The following is a 15621-nucleotide window of genomic DNA, read 5'->3' on the forward strand; positions in this document are numbered from 1 at the left end:
CCTGCACGTGGTGCGAATGTATCTAAAAGCAGTGTCGCAGTTTCGCCGGCCGGCCGCAATCATGCCGCCGACCGCTGCTCGGCAGTGGCTGCGACCTCGGCCCACTCTCGGCAGTAATCCAGGGCCGTGCCCGGAGAGAATCCCGGGACGGTTTCTTCCCAGCTCAGCGACGGATTCACGGTTGCGCTGAGGCTGGGACCACACACGTACCACGCCCAGCGATTGCCTTCGGGCAGGCGGTCAAGGGTGCGCGGGTCCTGCGGACCGATGAGGAACCAGTGTTCGCCGACTCGCACGGTGGAGACGTCGTAGGTCGCCATCAGCGTATGCAGCACACGCCGCCAGTCGGCGCCATCGGCCTTGACCAGCAGAGCCAGTCGCAACGCGCGGCAATACCGCAGTTCAGCGCAGAGATTTCGGACCCGGTAGCGGACGGCATAGACGAGATCCGCAGCGATGGTCGTGGCCCGCGCGTTCATCGCGCTGCCCTCCTCGCCGCAGCGGCCACCGGTGCGGCCTGAGCTGCCGGTGCGGCGCCGAAGGTGAATTCCCGTCTACCGGTGGCTGCTGCTGCGGGTGGCGTCAGCGGACCGCGGGCGGCCGCCTGGATTTTCGACCACATCCCCTGCCGTTGCGGTTCGGTCTGGCTCGCTTGATGCGCGGCACGCAGTTCCTGGTTGATTCGGTCGGAGGTGATGCCGAGTTGTTGTGTGCGGGTGAGGGCTTCGTGGAACTCGGTCACCACCGCCGCGAGATCGGTCTCAGCCTCCTTGGCTTCGCGTGCCTGTGTCGACGCCTTGTCGAAGCGCTGCGCCGCCGCCGTCAGATCGGCCAGGGCAGCGGCTTGGCCGGGCGTGAGCCACGACGAGGGGCCTTCCGGCTGTCGCGCCTGGTTGTGCATCGCGTCTGCCTGCCACTGAGCCAGCCGGAAGGGAGCTGAACGCAACTGCTGCGTCACGGCGGTGATGCCGAGACGGATCGCGGAGACCTTCTCCGCGACACGAGCTTTGAGCGCTTCCATGGCACTGTTGACCTCCCACTTCACTCGCACCGCGGCCCCCGGCACAGCGTGCGCCTGCGCCAGCGCCTCCACGGCCCTACCCCGGTCGGTCGCGCTTAGGTGGGGTAATTCGTGAATCCGTCGCTCAAGTCGGGTAGCGGCGTCACTCAGCTCTGCCTGCTTGCGGGCCCACGTCTCGTGCTGCTCCTCCTTCTCGGGTTTGAATCCCGCCGCGACGACCGCCTTCTGATGGTGCAGGATGTCCAGTTCGAGCTGCGTGCGCGTGATCGAGACATCCAGCTGGCGGGAGCGGGTGTCGTTGCGTACGGCGCGCGAGATTTCCCGGCGCACGTGCCGCGGGATCGCCTGGGCGGTCGGGTCCTGCGCCCGCCACGCGGCGATCGTCTCCGCCACCGCTGCGGCGAGAGTGTTGGGCTCGGGCCCAGCTTTCGCGTCGGCCATCGTCGACTCCTTCCTCTCGGTGATCGGTCGCTGGCAGTGGGTGCCGGCCACGAATGGGCACAGCACCCAGAGCCGCTAGTTATGTTAATGGTTCGAGTGTATCTAAAACATGGTTGGTGTCATCCCTGTTGACCAGATCGTTCGCTAGCGTCCGGGCCGCACCAGCCCGGAAGTGGGCGAGTACTTCATCGGGAACAGGCCCGCCAGGGTCGCCGCAAGCTCTCGATAGGCCAGCACCGTGCGCGGGTGCAGCAACTGCGGATCGATGACGCCGCCCTCGTCGAGGTGACGGTCATAGGGGATCTCGTGCACGGCGTGGACCAAGTGGTTGAACCACCTCGTTGCCGCGCTCGCGTCGAACATTCGCCGGCCGGGCTGCTGATGGGAGATCACGACGACGGTCCGGGACAGCAAGCCCCGGTACAGCCAACGGCGCTCGCCCCGTTCGTCCAGCAATGGGTCCCCGGTCACGGGGTCCTTCGCGAAGGCGGTGTGCAGGTACTCGACCGCCGCCACCGCCTCGTCGGCGGAATCCTTCTTGGCGTCGAGGGGGATCACCAGCGCATCGGCCTCGTCGAGAACGGCCTGGGTGGCTGGGTGGGTGATCCCGGTTCCGCAATCGGCCAGCATCAGCGGGAAGTAGTCGCTCGCCAGGTCGACCAGCTGGCGGTAGTCGTGGGCGGAGAAGCTGTCGGCCGTCGCCGGATCGGCTGCCGAGGCCAAGATGTCCAGGCCCGCCGGTGTCAGTTGCGTGTGAGTGCGCACGTCCTGCACCCGCCGCGGCCGCGGTCCGGCCAGCAGGGTCAACGCCGAGGACTCGGTGCGCGCCGTTGTCCGGCGTGCCAGGTTGCCCCTATCGGGATTGACGTCGAACGCGATTACGCCATCGGTCCGGCAGGCTGCGAAGGCGTTGCCGATCCCCATGGCGGTCGTTGTCTTCCCTGATCCGCCCTTGAGCTGTACCACTCCGATGCGGAAATCGGACTCGATCGCGGTGCGGATTCGCCGGTCGAGCTCCCTGGCGCGCACTTCGGCGGGGCTCTCTCCGAGGTTCAGCGTTTTGCCCGACATCAGATAAAGCGCACGCCGCCAACCCGATCCCGGAGCTGGGCGAACCGGGTCTCGGCGCCAGTCCCGCGACTCTGGGGTAACCGCCGCTGACCGATCAGACGACGTGTGCCGCCACTCGCCGGCATGCGCCCGCTGGAGCGGGCTGACGCCCTGTGCGGGAACGCCGTCTGTCCATAGCCCGCTGTCGGCGCGCCCTCCGTAGGCCGCGGTGTCCGTACTCCACGGCGCCACCACGGGCGGGGGCGAGTACTGCTTGGCCATCCTCTATTCCCTTCTGCTCATGAGGTTTTCGATGAGATCTTGTCCTCGGTCGACTCCGATTGGGTGATCCGCTTGTCGCCCTCGGCCTTCTCGGCGACGGCCTCTTCGGCCCAGTCCGACCACGCCGGGTAGGACTCCGCTTCGGCCCACCATGCGTTGCGCGCGTCCTGCCACACCTCGACAGAGCAGCTGAACGAGCGCCGAGGCCGAGTGCCGGCCTGATCCGGGGGTGTGCGCCGACCAGGCGGCAATCGGTCCGGGGCGGGCTCGAACGTGGAGATACCGAGGTTCTGGCGCGTGCGCGCGGTCTTCTCGGCGAGCGCCGCCTCGAGCCATCCGGTCCAGGTCGGGTACTGGCGGAGTTGCTGGCCCCACTTCTTCTTGGCGGCTCCCCACACCTCGTCACTGCACGAAAAGTTCTCTCGGCTCCATCGACGTCCCCCCGCCGCGTCGGACTGTGTGTCGGCCACAGGCTCTTCCTTCCTCTCGACGGCGTCGCAGGCTGGGTCGCACCTGACCGCAGCCGCAGGGTTCCACTGTATCTAAAGGTGCGTCCACACCTAATGGTCCGAGTACCCCCGCCGAGCCTTTCGGATCTATCGCACCATTAGATACATTAGAGGCATACCAAGTTTACCTGCGGCAACCGTCGCAGGTGAAACCGCAAAACGGATGTTTTAGATACATCAGCTACAACGGAACCATTGGGGCTGGTGACCATCGCCGCCCCGCCGCCGAACAAGGAGGCGAACATGGCGCGGCGAATGCGAAGAATGCAGAGCGAAGGCCAGCTCAGCCTGGAGGCTCTATGGGGTGACCCGGACCCGGCCCCCTCGACCGTCGACAACCGAAAGGACAATGAGCGCGATGATCATCGATCAGGTCAGGACGTACTACTCGACGTACCTGCCACAGACGACCGCAGCACTGGACGACTCGGAGGAGTTCTTCCAGGAGCTGAGCGACCAGATCAGCCAGCGGGTCGAGCAGATCACGGCGCAGCTCGAAACGAACGCGATCGTGCCGGGGCAGGACTACCTGGAGCGAGTGGGAACGCTGAACACCCTGCGAGCGCAGGCACTGGAATCGGCGCTGGCGGAGCTGCTGTACTCGACACCCCCGGAAGTCGACGAGGACCCGGAACCCAGCCAGACCGAACGCGACCTGCTGGTGATGCAGCAGGAGGAACGCGCGGTGGATCAGCGGCTGGAGATGGCACCGGGCAGCCCGGAGGCGATCGAGTGGGATCGCCGGTATCCGCATCTGGTCGAGGAAGTGAACTGGATGCTGACCGATCACGGGGAGCTGACGGTCGAGCAGAAGCGCGAGCAACTGGCGCAGATCATGCACCGGCAGGACGAAGCGAGGGCCCGGCTCCGTCCGTAGAGCCCCGCACCGGCGAAGGTGGGGACGTCCTTCCCGCCGGGGAACGGCATTACCTGATCGACGGGCTAGAAGTCTGGGAAGCAACCGCCAGCGACTCCCAGGAGGGCCGATGGGAACGTGCCCGCAGCATCGGTACGGCCACCAGCGCTGAGGAAGCCATCCGCTTGGCGCAGGCCGACGCAATGTTCACCCCGGCCGAGCTGGCAACGCTGCGCTGCAAGGTCGAGGACGAGGCGTACTCCTACGGCGGGTACAACCGCCCACTGGAGATCTTCAACCCCGGCACCGCCCCTCGCTACTTGACCGAGGGGCCGCTCAAGTCGTTGTCCACCGGGGAGCGGTTCGGCCCGACCTGGCTTCTGGTGGAGTCCTACCTGCGCGCGCACCCGGACCTCTACGACGAGACACCCACTTCGGTGGAAGCCCGCCAGGCGCAACGCAGTGCGGCCGTCAAATCGCTGACCACCGAGGCCGCCGAGCACTTCCGGGCCGGCCGACTCGCCCGCGCGCGAGAACTCGTCGATCAGGCCGAACTCGCCAACCCCTACGAGACCGGGACATACGACGGCATCCGCGCCCGCATCGACCGGCTCGCAGGGATCGTCGACGAACTCGGGCTCTCGCGACCGCAGGAACGGTTCGACGGGCTGCCCGGGGGCAAGCAGGCACAGGTCAGCGTCGGCGACCACAGCTTCTCCCTCGAGCCCCGAGGGGGCGGCCGTTGGGTCGTCTACCCGAAAACCGGCGGCGTCGAGGACCAATCCACACTGGCGGAACCCATGCCGACCAGCGAGGTAATGCCGCGCATTCGGACCTACCTGGCAACTCTCTCCGCCCCGCAGAACCCCGAGCCAGCAGCTCACGCTCCCAGCGCTGCGACGACTGCCGCAGAACCGCGCAATCCCGCGACCCCAGGGGCTGCCCCGGAGGAACCGCTTCTGATCGTCATCGAGCACACCGCGGAGGGCACGCTCGTCCGCAACACCGACAAGAACAACCTCGAGCTCCGGCAGGCCCTGCATGACGCCAAGTTCAATTGGTCACGCCCGCAAAAGTTCTGGTACCAGCGGCGGGCAACAGATTTCGCGGTGCGTACCCGTCGAGTCGGTTACCTCCGGGCCTCGCTGACCAGGCTCGGGTTGCCCTTCACGGAGACGAATCCGGCGAGTGCCTTGTCCGCCACCGCGGCCGCGGACGCCGTTGAGGTCGCGGCTCCGGAGAGAGCGCACGAGCAGCGAACACCCACTGAAACCCAACGTGATCCGGCAGCGGAGTCGGTGGCCTCCGCCGAGGTTTCACCGACGGCTTCGAGCACGCCGACGCCGCCTTCACTGTCACCTGAAGGCACTGCTAACACCACGACGGCGACATCGACGGCGGTTCCTACCTCCCGAACCGAACCGCCCGCCGACCAGCCGGACAGCGCCGCCGGAATTGCCGAAGTCCCGGCACCCGAACAATCGCCGGCTCCGAAGGTCGAGGTGCCACGCTCGACCCAGCGCCGCATCGAGGCGAACCTGGCAGCGATCAGGACTCTCCAGCTGGTCGAGGCCGAGAGCCGTCAGCCGACCGACGCCGAGCGGGAAGTGCTGGCGAAGTGGACCTCGTGGGGTGCTGCTCCCCAGATCTTTGACGCTGAGCGCGAAGAGTTCCGTTCGGACGCCGAGTCGCTGCGGGCCCTGATCGGCGAGGAAGGCTGGAAACAAGCCAATCGCACCGTCCTCAATGCCCACTACACCGATCCGATGATTGTTCGGGCGATGTGGGACCACCTTCGGGCACTCGGGTTCACCGGCGGTCAGGTACTCGAGCCAGGTTGCGGGGCGGGGGCCTTTATCGGGCACGCTCCGCAGGCGGCATCGATGACCGGCATCGAGCTGGACTCCACCACAGCGCGCATCGCGCAAACGCTGTACCCGCGCGCCAACATTCGCGTCGAGTCCTTCGCGGACACCCGGCTCCCGGAGGGGCACTTCGACGCCGCGATCGGAAACGTGCCGTTCTCCTCGGCCCGCCTCCACGACCCGGTCCACAACGCCGGCGAGCACACCATGCACAACCACTTCATTCTCAAGTCGCTCGCGCTGACCAAGCCCGGCGGCGTGGTGGCGGTGGTGACCAGCTCGTTCACGATGGACAACAAGAACCCCGCTGCTCGCCGCGAAATCGCCGCGCAAGCGGACTTTCTGGGCGCAATCCGACTTCCCAACGGTACGCACCGACGGGTCGCGGGCACCGACGTGCTCACCGACATCCTGATCCTGCGCCGCCGCGACGGTGAAGCCCGCCGACCCGGCGGGCCCTTCGAGCTAGCCGTCACCGCCGAGCTCCCGCTGACCCGGGGACAAGGGGAGACAGAATCGGTACTGGTCAACGAGTACTTCCTCAACAATCCGGAGATGGTGCTCGGTGACCTGCGGGCGGGCACCAGCGTTTACGGTGGGCTCGCGGTCGAAGTGCTCGGCCGCGGCGACCTGGAGCAGCACCTGCGCGACGCGCTGGCTCGAATCGCCGAACGCGCCCTGTCCGAGGGCATCGCCCATCAGCCCAGGGAGCTGGCCAGTGGCGAGCGTCGGGCAGCCGCAGCCGCTCCCGGTGATCCGAACGAATTCCCTGGCCATCTGCGCACCACGGCGAGCGGATTCGAAGTGCTGCACACCGATGGCACCTACAGCGAGCTGAAGGTGCCCAGCACCCAAGCCGAGGAGCTGCGGGCACTGCTCGGCTTGCGAGACACCGCGGTTGACCTCTTGGAAAACGAGGCCGCCAACGCCGAGGACTCCGACGAGATCGAGGCCCTGCGCACGCGCCTCAACCAGCGCTACGACCGCTACGTCGAGCGCTATGGAGCGATCAACCGATGCTCCTGGCATCCGACCGGCCGTGTCGACGACGCCGGGGAACCGGTGATGTCCGTACGCCGGCCGCCGGTGATGCGGGTGTTCCGCGACGATCCGCACGCGCCGGTTGTGCTGGCCCTCGAGGACTACGACGCCACCACCGACAGCGCGGTGAAGATGGCCATCATGCGTCAGCGCGTCGTCGCGCCGCGCAGTCCGCGCCTGGGTGCGGATACTGCCGAGGACGCGGTGGCGATCTGCCTCGACACCCACGGCAAGATCGATCTCCCGGTCATCGCGGGCCTGCTCGGCGTAGACGACGACGAAGCCCGCGTCCAATGCCGAGGTCTCATCTACCCCGACCCCGCCGACAACGGCCGGTACGTTCCAGCGGCGGAATACCTCTCGGGGAACGTGCGGGTCAAACTCGATCAGGCCCGCGAGGCGGCTGCGGCGAACCCGGAGACCTACAGCGACAACGTCACCGCGCTCACCGCGGTCATCCCGCCCGACCTCGGACCGGCCGAGATCGACGCCCGCCTGGGCGCGGTGTGGATCGAAGCGCCCGACGTGCAGGCGTTCCTCAACGAGATCCTCAACGATGACACGATCACCGTCGAGCACACCAAGGCGGGGGAGTGGAAGGTCACCGGCGGCCGTCGCGGCATTCTGTCGACCCAGGAATTCGGCACTTCCCGCGTCCCGGCGCCCAAACTCGCCCAGGCCCTGCTGCGGCAGGCCCCGATCCGCGTCTACGACCCGGACGAGAACGGTGAGGCTCGCATCCCCAACCCCACCGAAACCGAAGCCGCCAACGAGAAGGCCGAGCAGCTCAACGAGCGGTTCTCCGAATGGGTGTGGGAGAACCCGGTCCGGGCCGCACGCCTGAGCGAGGAATACAACCGGCGCTTCAACAACCTGGTGCTGCGCAACTACGAGGCCGACGGCAAGATGCTCAGTCTGCCCGGCCTGTCCAAGGTCTACACCCCGCGTCCGCACCAGCGCGCCGCGGTGGCTCGCATGATCGCCGAACCGAACGTGGGCCTCTTCCACGCGGTCGGCGCTGGCAAGACCCTCGAAATGGCGATGGGCGTCATGGAGCTCAAACGCCTGGGCCTGGTGAACAAGCCTGCCATCATGGTGCCCAACTCCATGCTCGACCAGTTCGCCCGCGAATTCCTCCAGGCATACCCGCAGGCGCGCATCCTTGCCGCCGGCACCGAGGATCTGGCCGGGGAGAAGCGGCGGCAGTTCGTCGCTCGCGCGGCCACCGGGGACTGGGACGCGATCATCCTGACCCGCGGGTCATTCCAGCGCCTCGAGGTCTCCCGCGAGACCGCGCACTGGTACTTCGATCGTGAGATCGAGCCCCGGCGCCAGTACCTGGCGGAACTGATGTCCGGCAGCGCGAAACGCAGCGTCGTCAAGCGTATCGAAGACGCGATCCTCAAGTCCGAGGAGAAGCTGAAGAAGAAGCTCGGCGGTCCCACCGATCCGGGCATCACCTTCGAGCAGTCCGGCATCGACTACATCGTGGTCGACGAGCTGCACGACTTCAAGAATCTGGCTACCGACACCCAGATCGAGTCCGCCGCCATTGCGGGCAGCCAGCGGGCGCAGAAGCTGCACATGGTCGTGGAGTACCTGCGCGACAAGCACAACGGTCGCGCCATCACCGGCGCCACGGCCACCCCGCTGGCGAACTCGATCACCGAGGCGTACGTCGTGCAGCGCTACCTGCGCCCGGACCTGCTCGAAGAGGCCGGAATCCGCAACTTCGACGAGTGGGCGGCCACCTTCGGCAAGACCAAAACCGAGCTGGAGATGTCGGTCGACGGCAACTCCTGGAACCTCAAGACCCGGCTCGTGGGCTTCCGCAACGTTCCTGAGCTGCAACGCATGTTCCATGTCGCCGCCGACGTGAAACTGCCCGAGGATCTGAACCTCCCGGTGCCCAAGCTCGCCCGCCGTGCCGACGGGCAGCGTGCGCCGGAGGTCATCTCGGTGCCAGCCACCGAGACCCAGCTCGAGTACGTCCGCGACCTCGGGCACCGCGCCCAGATGGTGAAATCGCGGGCGGTCGACCCGACCCGCGACAACATGCTCAAGATCTCCTCCGACGGCCGCGCCGCAGCGCTGGATCTCCGGCTGGTCAAGTCGCTCGGCCTCACCCCTGGCGCCGCAGAAGAACAGGGGAGCCCGACGCTGGACACCGCAGAGGGAGCCGCCATTGCCGGATATCTCCACTCGAAATCCCCGAGTCCGTCTACAGCGAGGTATGTCGCACTGTACGCAGCGCGATCACGCCACGAACCGCAGCGCCAGGAACCGCAGGAGATTGCCGAGGAAGAGTTCGGTCTCAAGCTCGAGGCGGCGGCGGACTGGATGTTCCAGAAGTGGCAGGCCGCCAAGGATCAGGTCTACCTCGGCCGGGATGGGCAACCCCACGCCCGCCGAGGCGGGCTCGTCGTCGCGTTCTGCGATCTGGGCACCCCCGGTGAGGACTGGAACGCCTACGACGAGCTCAAGACGAAGCTCATCGCGCGGGGCGCTCCGCCGGAGCTGTTCGCCTACATCCACGACGCGAAGAACGACAAGGGCAAAGCGGCGCTGTTCACCAAGGCCCGAAACGGCAGCATCCAGTTCTTGTTCGGTTCCACGTCCAAGATGGGCGTCGGCGTGAACATCCAAGACCGCATGGTCGCCATGCTGCACGTCGACTGCCCTTGGCGGCCCGCCGATATCGAGCAGCGCGACGGCCGCGGCATCCGCCAGGGCAATCAGAACGAGGAGATCGCGGTTGGCCGAGTCGTCACCGAAGGCACCTTCGACGCCCGAATGTGGGCGGCCCAGGCGCGCAAGGCGGCCATGGTCAATCAGTTCATGAAGGGCTCTCTGACCGCCCGCGAGATCGACGACATCGGCGACGCGGCCCTCAACGCCAACGAGGCCCTCGCTATCGCCAGCGGCAACCCCCTGGTGCTGGAGAAGGCCGAGATCGACATCGAGGTCACCAAACTCGAACGTCTGCGGCGCGCGCACCAGCGCAGCCAGTCCATGCTGCAAATCCGCATCCGTGATGCCAACGACGCGATCCCCAAACTGGAGGCCGAGATCGACGCCTACACCCGGGCGATCGAGCACCGCAGGCCAACCAAGGGCGATGCCTTCGCCGCCAAGGTCAGCGGACGCTTCTACGACCACCGCGGCGACGCCGGCGACGCCTTGGCCGCCCGGCTGCTCAAGCTGATCGAAGACCCCCGGGCGGTGTGGAAGGAGTTCGAGGACCACGGAGTGGCCGAGATCGCTGGCTTCACCTTGGACGCCCGCAACGTCCCGACGGGCCGCGAAGCCAGGGTGTCGGTGGTGTTCTCCGACATCGGCGACGATGTCTACGTCACGCTCGACAAGGCGACGCTCCAGAAGGGCGGGACCGCCGTGATGCTCCGCCTGGAGAACGCCGTCAACGGCTTGGACAAGCGGCTTGAGGTTGCCACCGGGCGGCTCGAAACCGAGCGCACGGAACGAGAGCGCTCCGAACTCCGCCTCGGCAAACCGTTCGAGCACAGCGAACGGCTGGATGCGCTCCGGGAACGACAGAAGGAGATCAACAAAGAGCTGCTCGGCAGCAAGGAAACGGAGACCGAGAACGCCTCGACCGATCCGGCGACGGCGCCCGACGAGGCCGAATCCATCCGGTCGGCCGCAATGCACGACGCCGCAGCAATGGTTCACCAGATGGGAGGTGCCGCAGTGGTCAACAGCCCCAGTGGGATCACGATCATCAGCGATCGGGGCGGGCGGGCTCGGTGACCTTGACGATCACCTATCCGCATACGGTGCGGCGGCCTGCGCGGCCGCACCGTATGCCACGTTGTTGCTGGTGGGAGTGGGAAATGTGGTTGCGGGGTGTGTGAGGATTGTCGGTATGCCATTGCTGCGCGTCGCTGTCCCGAACAAAGGTTCTCTGAGCGAATCGGCTCTGACGTTGCTCACCGAGGCCGGGTATCGCCTACCGCGGGTGCGGAACAAGGAGTTGAACTGCTTCGATCCCGAGAACGAGATCGAGTTCTTCTTCCAGCGGCCCCGCGATATCGCGGTGTACGTGGGCGCGGGAACCCTGGATCTGGGGATCACGGGCAAGGATCTGCTCGACGACGCCGCCGCGCCGGCGGAGTCGGTTCTCGACCTCGGGTTCGCCCGGTCGACGTTCTATTTCGCGGCGCGTCCGGACGGGCCGAAGTCGGTGGCGGACCTGGCGGGCCGGTCGGTGGCGACGTCGTATCCGGAACTGGTGCGCAAGCACTTGGCCCAGGCGGGGGTGTCGGCCAACGTCGTGGTGTTGCAAGGCGCGGTGGAGAACGCGGTCGCCCTCGGCTTGGCGGATGCGATCGCCGATGTGGTGGAGACCGGGACGTCGTTGGAGAACGCGGGCCTGGTCACCTTCGGTGAGCCCCTGATGAGGTCGGAGGCGGTGCTGATCCGCAGTACCACGGCGGAGTGGACCGATGAGCGGGCCGAGGCGGTGACGGTGATGCTGGACCGCCTCAACGGGGTGTTGACCGCGCGCCGGTACGTGATGGTCGATTACGACTGCCCGCGGGCGGTGCTCGATGCGGCGTGTGCGTTGACGCCGGGGATCGAGTCGCCGACGGTGTCGCCACTGGCGGACCCGGATTGGGTGGCGGTGCGGTCGTTGGTGGAGCGCAAGAGCATCAACCGCACCATGGACGACCTCAAGAAGCTCGGGGCCTCCGCGATCCTGGCGACCGAACTGGCTGCCTGCCGCCTATGACCCACGCACCCGTGTCATCGCTGGTGTTGGCCGCCGTCGGCGCGGCGCTGGACGGCGGTGGCGATGAGTCGTATATCCCGCCCGGCGCCGTGTGCGGCAGCAACGGCTTCGCGTAGCGCGGCGATTTCCTCTGGCCGCAGCGCGGCGAGCGGCACATCCTCGCCGATCACCTGGAGCGCCTGTTGGGAGGCGGTTTCCAGCTCGTCGGCGCACTTGACCAGCTGGGCAGTGAGCGGAAATCTCGCCTTGTCTGCGGTCAGCAGAAAGTCGTCAGCCACGGCGCAAACCTAGCGCCCCCGACCGCCCATGGAGTTCACTTCCGCGGTATCGGGGGCCCGGATCGGCCACAGTGCTGGTACACAGCTTGATTCGTCGCGCTTACGCCGGATCTCCGGAATCTGGGCCCCCACGGGCCCGGATTCACGATCGGTGGTCAGCGTGTCGAACACCTCGACCGCGCACCGGTCGGTGTAGGCCGCGACCTGATCAACGACCACCCGGACCCGGGCGGCGTCGGTGTCGGCGCGCAACCACGCCGCGGCGAAGCGGGGTTCGAGCAGGTCGGGGGCGGCGGTGAGGAGGGCGTCGAAGACGGTGTCGATGACGTGGCGCTGCCACGCCCGGCGGGCCCGCAAAGCGGGTGCACGGAGCACGAAGTGCAGGTGCACGGCTTTGAGTACCGCGATTTCGGCGCGGACGTGGGCGGGCACGACCAGATCGGCGGTGAACCGGTGGTGCGGGCCGAGTCCGGTGCCGGCTTTTGTCGCCTCTGTGATCGCGGTGGTGAACCGGGCGGTGAGCGCGTGCTCCAGCGCGGAGATCGCGGCCAGGTCGCCGGGCCCGGGGCGGGTGAGGGCAGCGACGGCGGGCAGGCCCAGCAGGTCGTTGGTGTGGGCGTCGATGTCGTCGACGGCCACGGTGGTGAAGTGGCCGTGGGCGAGCTTGGCGAACTCGGCGCGCTCGGACGCAGACGTGAGCGGGGACAGGGTGATCGCACCGGTGCGCAGCCCGGCGGTCAGGTCGGTGACAGCGTTGGCGATGTCGTCCGCTGTGTCCATGATCTGCGCCTCCACGCACAGCCGCCGATCCGGTGCGCCGTGGCGGACCCAGGCCAGGGTGTCGGCGTCGTCGGGGTAAGCGCCGAACTTGCGGGCCGGGCCCGGGGTCCACGGGTATTTGCAGGTCGCGTCCAGGCTGGCGCGCGTCAGGTTCAACCCGCCACCGGTAGCGGTGCTGGGTTCGAGTCGGGTGAGGATGCGCAGGGTCTGGGCGTTGGCCTCGAACCCGAGCCCGTGGGCGCGGGCCTTGGTGCGCAACGCCATCTCGCCGTTGTGCCCGAACGGTGGATGTCCGAGATCGTGTGCCAGGCAACCGGTTTCGACCAGCGTGGGGTCGGCGCCGACGCCGAGGGCGATGCGGCGGCCGAGGGTGGCCACGGTCAGGGAGTGGGTGAGCCGGTTGTGGGGTACCGGCCCGGCGTCGGGTTCGTCGACCTGGGTGATGTTCGACAGTCGGTGCAGCGCGCCGCTGGCGAGCAGCCGGCCGCGGTCGTGGTCGAACACGGTGGCCGGATCGCGGTAGGGGTGGCCGTGTTCGGGGATGCGGCGAGCCCGGTCGTGGTGGCTGTAGCCGGTCGGGGTCGTCATCGGCGTGGTCCTCTCGTCGCTATGGGGTGATCGGCTCGTCGACGGTGGTCGACGCGGCGAACAGGGCCTCGATCTGGGCGGGGTGCAGGTAGCGGGTGATCAGTGGATCGGTCCGGAACCGGGCGGCCGGGACGCCGAGGAACCGGTGCTCGAGGTACATCAACCGCCGAAACACCAGCCGGTAGATGTGTGCGGGGACGCCGTGGCAGGAGACGGTCAGCAGCTGCCCGGCGTGGTGGTGGCGGCGGAGTTCGAGGGTGCTGATCAGCCGGTTGGTGTCGAGCAGCCGCAACTGCCCGGCGACGTCGACGACGAGGTTGTCCATCGGCGGATCGATGAAGTCCGGGATCAGCGACGCTTCGGCATCGAGGGCGGGCACCGGCGCGGTGTCGGCCAGCAGCCCGCGCACCACGCCGGTGAACACGGCGAGCTGGTCGAGGGTTTGCCGCGGGAGCCGGTGGCGCGCGGCGATGCGCAGCGACCAGGCGGGCGCCACCGGCACGAAGTCCTTGACCACCACCGCCTCGCACAACCGCGCGGACGGGGCGGGCAGCAGCAGGCGCTCGTTCGGGATCAGGCCGGGCAGGACCGGATCGAAGATCGCCCGCAGGTATCGGTACTCGCGGCGCACCTTGGCCACGGTGAGTTCGGGGGCGTCGGGCCGGAACACCTGCATCACCACCGGGCTGCCGGGCCGGTGGTAGACCGTGGAATGGTTGCCCTGCCCGATCGCCCGATGCCGCCGGGCCGTCCCGATCACCGCGGTCATGCCCGCACCGCCTCGTGGGAGCCGATGACCTGGGCGTAGCCGGTGGCCATCTGCTCCACCCCGAACCGGGTGGCACTGGCCCGCCCGTTGCGCGCCAGGCGCCGGTGCAGTGCGGTGTCGGTGAGCACGCGTGCCAGGGCGTCGGCGAGCGCGCCGGGATCGCTCGGTGGCACCAGCAGCCCGGAGCGGCCGTGGTCGATGTAGTCGCGTGGTCCGCCGTGGTCGGTGGTGATCACCGGGGTGCCGGCGAGCATCGCTTCGATGTTGGCGTAGCCGAACGCTTCCGGGCAGCGCGACGGCAGTACCGCGACCGTCGCGGCCCGGTAGCAGGCCGCGACCTCGACCGGGGAGAGCTCGTCGAGCAGGAACACCCGCCCGGCCAGGTCGCTGGCGTTGATCAGATCGGTCAGCTCCCGGGTGTAGTCCAGGGCGCGGGTGTCGTGCATGTCGTGGCCGTTGAACACCGCGAACGCCTCCCCGGCGACACCGCGGGCGGACAGGATGCGCAGGGCGGCGATCAGATCGGCGTGGCCCTTCCACGCCACCCGCCGCGCCGAGAGCAACACCATCGGCCCGTCCGGAAGCTGGTTGCGGCGCGCGAGGGCGGCGAAGGCGTTCTCGGCGGCGGCCGCGCGCATCCGGGACTCGAACTCGGCGATGTCCATGCCGTTGGGCACCGTGTGGACCCGCTCGCCGGTGATTCCGGCCTTGGCCAGGTGTTCGGCCACCGCGGTCGACACCGCGACGATCCGCACCGAGTGCTCGGTGACCTCGAGACGGCGGCGCAGGTAGTCGAACCGCCGCTCGGCGCCGGCGAGATCGTGCACCACCCCGGTCACGTTCAGGCGGCCGACGCCGGCCGCGGCCAGCCGACCGGACTGTTCGGCTTTGAGCACCGACACGATCGGATTGATGTTCTGCGCCAGCAGATCCGGTGTATCGGCGGTGGCGATGACGTAGGCGTACTGCCGCGCCAAACCCGCATACACCGGATTTGCCGGGTCGTCGATGGCGTCCTCGTAGAAGTGGCGCACCCGCGCGGGGTCCTTGCCGCCGTCCGCACCGCCGAGGTACTGGCCGAACCCGCTCCGAATCCCTTGGGCCAGCACCACGGTGCCGTCCGGGGTGCGCAACTGGTAGGCGCCGGGGCGGGTGGCGCCGGTCTGGGTGATCGCCCAGCGCGTCCCAGGATGCCGGGCGGCCAGCGCGGCGAGCAGATGGTGGGTGTGGGCGACCAGACCGGTGTGGCGACAGGGTTTTCGCTGTCCCGTGGCCACGACGGTGCCGTGCATGTCGTAGGTGAGGATGTGCATCGCCGACGGGAATTCCATACCGTCCTCCACGTTCCGAGACGACCGGATCAACAACCCCAGCAACCGGTTTCGGTGAAC

Annotated in this window: 11 protein-coding genes; 3 read left to right on the forward strand and 8 right to left on the reverse strand. The window is 68.0% G+C overall.

Annotation, left to right across the window (positions count from 1 at the left end):
- Positions 1 to 59: 59 nt before the first annotated feature.
- The 4 genes from AMO33_RS29540 to AMO33_RS29555 all read right to left on the reverse strand — a co-directional run bounded on the left by AMO33_RS29540 (position 60) and on the right by AMO33_RS29555 (position 3264).
- Positions 60 to 479 carry a hypothetical protein gene (locus AMO33_RS29540; RefSeq protein WP_060595242.1) on the reverse strand — a complete coding sequence of 140 codons (420 nt, stop codon included), beginning with the start codon at positions 477 to 479 and terminating at the stop codon, positions 60 to 62.
- Positions 476 to 1462 carry a hypothetical protein gene (locus tag AMO33_RS29545; protein ID WP_076574101.1) on the reverse strand — a complete coding sequence of 329 codons (987 nt, stop codon included), beginning with the start codon at positions 1460 to 1462 and terminating at the stop codon, positions 476 to 478. The genes AMO33_RS29540 and AMO33_RS29545 overlap by 4 nt, the downstream gene beginning before the upstream one ends.
- A gap of 144 nt (positions 1463 to 1606) precedes the next feature.
- Positions 1607 to 2533 carry a MinD/ParA family ATP-binding protein gene (locus tag AMO33_RS29550; protein WP_240327586.1) on the reverse strand — a complete coding sequence of 309 codons (927 nt, stop codon included), beginning with the start codon at positions 2531 to 2533 and terminating at the stop codon, positions 1607 to 1609.
- 278 nt (positions 2534 to 2811) lie between these two features.
- Entirely contained in the window at positions 2812 to 3264 is a 453-nt protein-coding gene (locus AMO33_RS29555) for a hypothetical protein (RefSeq protein WP_060595244.1), read from the reverse strand.
- 397 nt (positions 3265 to 3661) lie between these two features.
- Here AMO33_RS29555 and AMO33_RS29560 point away from each other — a divergent pair, with 397 nt between their 5' ends.
- From AMO33_RS29560 to hisG, 3 genes are all read left to right on the forward strand, one after another.
- Positions 3662 to 4180, forward strand: coding sequence for a hypothetical protein (locus AMO33_RS29560; protein WP_060595245.1), 519 nt, complete (start codon positions 3662 to 3664; stop codon positions 4178 to 4180).
- A gap of 164 nt (positions 4181 to 4344) precedes the next feature.
- The gene (locus AMO33_RS29565) at positions 4345 to 10833 is read left to right on the forward strand and encodes a helicase-related protein (RefSeq protein ID WP_240327587.1); all 6489 of its coding nucleotides are present in this window, start codon (positions 4345 to 4347) and stop codon (positions 10831 to 10833) included.
- A gap of 121 nt (positions 10834 to 10954) precedes the next feature.
- Complete coding sequence (hisG, locus tag AMO33_RS29570) at positions 10955 to 11815, forward strand: ATP phosphoribosyltransferase (protein ID WP_060595301.1); 861 nt, start codon at positions 10955 to 10957, stop codon at positions 11813 to 11815.
- A gap of 14 nt (positions 11816 to 11829) precedes the next feature.
- Here hisG and AMO33_RS29575 read toward each other — a convergent pair whose 3' ends face one another.
- From AMO33_RS29575 to AMO33_RS29590, 4 genes are read right to left on the reverse strand one after another with little or no spacing between them, the layout of a single operon-like run.
- Positions 11830 to 12093: a hypothetical protein gene (locus AMO33_RS29575; protein WP_060595247.1), complete on the reverse strand. Its 264-nt coding sequence runs from the start codon at positions 12091 to 12093 to the stop codon at positions 11830 to 11832.
- 9 nt (positions 12094 to 12102) lie between these two features.
- Entirely contained in the window at positions 12103 to 13461 is a 1359-nt protein-coding gene (locus tag AMO33_RS29580) for a deoxyguanosinetriphosphate triphosphohydrolase (protein ID WP_060595248.1), read from the reverse strand.
- A 19-nt stretch (positions 13462 to 13480) separates the two neighbouring features.
- Positions 13481 to 14230 (reverse strand): hypothetical protein, encoded by a 750-nt coding sequence (locus AMO33_RS29585; protein ID WP_060595249.1) that lies wholly within the window; start codon positions 14228 to 14230, stop codon positions 13481 to 13483.
- Entirely contained in the window at positions 14227 to 15561 is a 1335-nt protein-coding gene (locus tag AMO33_RS29590) for a glycosyltransferase family 4 protein (RefSeq protein WP_060595250.1), read from the reverse strand. The genes AMO33_RS29585 and AMO33_RS29590 overlap by 4 nt, the downstream gene beginning before the upstream one ends.
- Between the last annotated feature and the right edge of the window lie 60 nt (positions 15562 to 15621).

The sequence above is a fragment of the Nocardia farcinica genome, assembly GCF_001182745.1.
GTDB classification, from domain to species: domain Bacteria; phylum Actinomycetota; class Actinomycetes; order Mycobacteriales; family Mycobacteriaceae; genus Nocardia; species Nocardia farcinica.

What these genes read in the sequence shown, in the direction of transcription:
- AMO33_RS29580 (WP_060595248.1), bottom strand. Translation starts at nt 13,461, where the DNA reads ATGACGACCCCGACCGGCTACAGCCACCACGACCGGGCTCGCCGCATC.
- AMO33_RS29585 (WP_060595249.1), bottom strand. Translation starts at nt 14,230, where the DNA reads ATGACCGCGGTGATCGGGACGGCCCGGCGGCATCGGGCGATCGGGCAG.
- AMO33_RS29590 (WP_060595250.1), bottom strand. Translation starts at nt 15,561, where the DNA reads ATGGAATTCCCGTCGGCGATGCACATCCTCACCTACGACATGCACGGC.
- AMO33_RS29545 (WP_076574101.1), bottom strand. Translation starts at nt 1,462, where the DNA reads ATGGCCGACGCGAAAGCTGGGCCCGAGCCCAACACTCTCGCCGCAGCG.
- AMO33_RS29550 (WP_240327586.1), bottom strand. Translation starts at nt 2,533, where the DNA reads ATGTCGGGCAAAACGCTGAACCTCGGAGAGAGCCCCGCCGAAGTGCGC.
- AMO33_RS29560 (WP_060595245.1), top strand. Translation starts at nt 3,662, where the DNA reads ATGATCATCGATCAGGTCAGGACGTACTACTCGACGTACCTGCCACAG.
- AMO33_RS29540 (WP_060595242.1), bottom strand. Translation starts at nt 479, where the DNA reads ATGAACGCGCGGGCCACGACCATCGCTGCGGATCTCGTCTATGCCGTC.